This is a genomic window from Bradyrhizobium sp. (genome assembly GCF_016462955.1).
Lineage (GTDB): Bacteria > Pseudomonadota > Alphaproteobacteria > Rhizobiales > Xanthobacteraceae > Bradyrhizobium.
Window position 1 is genome coordinate 1 of sequence record NZ_JAEMSD010000694.1, and the last position, 2888, is coordinate 2888.

General features: G+C 67.8%; 2 protein-coding genes and 1 pseudogene. 2 read left to right on the forward strand and 1 reads right to left on the reverse strand.

Annotated elements, in window-relative coordinates; genetic code table 11:
* Positions 1 to 311 (forward strand): annotated as a pseudogene (locus JHD07_RS36975) (acyl-CoA thioesterase domain-containing protein); the annotation flags it as partial.
* A 6-nt stretch (positions 312 to 317) separates the two neighbouring features.
* Here the strand turns inward: JHD07_RS36975 and JHD07_RS36980 are convergent.
* Complete coding sequence (locus JHD07_RS36980; RefSeq protein WP_291631175.1) at positions 318 to 1880, reverse strand: AMP-binding protein; 1563 nt, start codon at positions 1878 to 1880, stop codon at positions 318 to 320.
* Between the two features lie 108 nt (positions 1881 to 1988).
* On the opposite strand from JHD07_RS36980, the gene JHD07_RS36985 reads away from it, so the two are divergent.
* On the forward strand, positions 1989 to 2888 hold a 900-nt coding region (locus JHD07_RS36985), incomplete at its 3' end, for a nitronate monooxygenase (RefSeq protein WP_291631177.1).

A 2888-nucleotide genomic window follows, 5' to 3' on the forward strand; every position in this document is an offset into this window, starting at 1 on the left:
GCTCCGGCGCGATCTGGTTTCGCGTCGATCATCCGCTGATCGAGGGCGAGGCGATCTCGCAGGCGATGCGCGCCGTAGTCGCCGCCGACTTCTCCAACGGCACCGCCTCGACGCTGGACTTCCGCGCCTGGACCTACATCAACGCCGACCTCACCGTGAGCTTCGCGCGCCAGCCGGTCGGCGAGTGGATCCTGCTCGACGGCGAATCCTGGATCGGCCCCGACGGCGCCGGCCTTGCGATGTCGCGGCTGGCGGACAGGCAGGGCTATTTCGGGCGCGCGGTGCAGAGCCTGGTGATCGAGAAGAGGTAACGGCGCTCACCCCACCATCCGGTCCCGCCCGCTCCAGAAGCCCGCGCGCAGCACCTTCTTGTCGACCTTGCCGACGCCGGTCATCGGCAATTGCTTGACGAACTGGATCTGCTTCGGCGCATGCGCCGGGCCTTTTCGCGTCTTCACCAGATTGATCAGCTCGTCCGGGTCGGGCCTTGCGCCCTCGCGCGGCACGACGATGGCGGTGACCGCCTCGCCCCATTTCTCGTCGGGAATGCCGACGACGGCGACCATCGCGACATCGGCGTGCTGCGACAGCACGTCCTCGACCTCGCGCGGGAAGATGTTGAAGCCGCCGCTGACGATCATGTCCTTCTTGCGGTCGAGGATGAACATGTAGCCGCGCTCGTCCTGGCGCGCGATGTCGCCGGTGTGGACCCAGCCGTTCCTGAGCGTCTCGGCGGTGATGTCGGGCCGCTTCCAGTACTCCGCCATCACGTGCGGCGCGCGCACGCAGATCTCGCCGGCCTCGCCCGTCTTCACCTCCTGGTCGTCGTCGTCGAGGATCCTGACTTCGCAGGCCGCGATCGGGAAGCCGCAGGACAGGAACAGCTCCGGCTTGTTGGGATCGTGATCGGCCTTGCGCAGCACCGAGACGGGATAGCACTCGGTCTGGCCGTAGAGCTGCGAGAACACGGGGCCGATGCGTTCGATGCCCTCCAGCAGCCGGCTCGGCGACATCGCCGATGCCCCGTAGAGCACCAGCTCGAGCGAGGAGAGATCGGTCTTGCCGAGCGCGGGCTGATCGAGCAGCACGTAGATCATGGTCGGAACGAACAGCGTGAAGTTGATGCGCTCGCGTGCGATCGTCGTCAGCACCGCCTCGGGGTCGAAGCCTTTCAGCATGTGCACGGTGCCGCCGCGCATCAGGGTCGGCAGCACCTTCGTGCCCGCGACGTGGCTGATCGGCGCCACCGTGAGATAGCGGGCGGCCTCGGGGATCTCGAAGTCGGCGAGGATCGCGCCCGCCGCGCCGGCATTCTCGCGGTGGTAGCGCAGCGCGCCCTTGGACTTGCCTGTCGTGCCGCCGGTGTAGTTCAGCGTCGCGAGATCGTCGGGGCCGGCGAGGCACAGCGGGCTCGCATGTCCCGCGGTCTCGATCGCGGCCAGGAGATCGACGCCGTAGCCGGCCGGTCCCATGGTGAAGACCGCCTTCAGCCGCTCCGCCCGCGCTGCGAGCTCGCCGCCGCGATCCCGGAAGGCGGCGGCATCCACCACCAGCATCTCGGCCTCGGAATCCTCGAGCTGGAACAGCTGGTCCTCCAGCGATCCCAGCGGATGCAGCCAGGTGATGCAGAGCCGCGCCAATTGCGCGGCGACACCGGCACACCAGGTGTCGGCGCGGTTCGCGGTGAGGAAGGCGACGCGCGCGCCGGGCTGCAGGCCGAGACGCATGAACACGCCCTGGATGCGGCCGATCAGATCGAGCGTGCCCTGACAGCTCAGCGATCCCCCGGGCCAGGCGAACGCGGTGCGGCCGGGATAGCGCGACAGTGCACGTAGCGTCTGCGCACAAGCCGGGGAGGATGCGTGGAGCGGATCAGACATATGTTTCCTCGTCGCTTTGTCACCGGCTTCTTGCGTGCCAATGTTGCGGGCCACGCTAGCACAGAGAATGCGGGAGCAAACGACAAAGCCCGCGAGAGGGAGGCATGCATGCCGCCGGATCGACTGCACCGCGTTCGCGACCGTCTTCGTCTGCCGCTGATCGCGGCGCCGATGTTTCTGATCTCGGGCGTCGAGCTCGTGGTCGCCGCCTGCCGCAACGGGGTCATCGGCAGCTTTCCCACTGCGAATTGCCGCGGCACGGAACAGCTCGAGGAATGGCTCACGGAGATTGAGACGCGGTTGCGGCAGCACGAGGAGCAAACCAGCAGCAAGGCCGCGCCGCTCTGCCCGAACCTGATCGTGCACCATTCCAACCCGCGGCTGGGGCAGGATCTCGCCGTGCTGCTGCGGCACAGGCCGGAGATCGTCATCACCTCGGTCGGCTCACCCGCGCCGGTGCTGAAGCCGCTGCATGATGTCGGCGCTTTGGTGCTGGCGGATGTCGCCTCGATCCGTCACGCCGAACGTGCGGCCGAAGCGGGCGCCGACGGGCTGGTGCTGCTGACCGCCGGCGCCGGCGGCCAGACCGGCTGGCTCAATCCATTCGCCTTCGTCCGCGCGGTCCGCGCATTCTACGACGGCATCATCGTGCTGGCGGGCGGTATCAGCGACGGCCAGGCGCTGCATGCCGCCGAAGTGCTGGGCTGCGATCTCGCCTATATGGGGACCAAGTTCATCGCAACGCGGGAGAGCATGGCGGATGACCGCTACAAGCGGATGCTGGTCGACAGCAGTGCCGACGATGTCCTGCTCACCACCGCGTTCACGGGCTTGCAGACCAACATGCTGAGACCGTCGATCGTCGCGGCCGGGCTTGATCCGGACGATCTGCCGGCGCGTGGCGCAATCGACATCGCCAAGGACATCGACGTCGCCGCACGCGAGAATCGGCCGAAGCGCTGGCGCGACATCTGGAGCGCCGGCCACTCCGCATCGGGGGTGACGGAC

What these genes read in the sequence shown, in the direction of transcription:
- JHD07_RS36980 (WP_291631175.1), bottom strand. Translation starts at nt 1,880, where the DNA reads ATGTCTGATCCGCTCCACGCATCCTCCCCGGCTTGTGCGCAGACGCTA.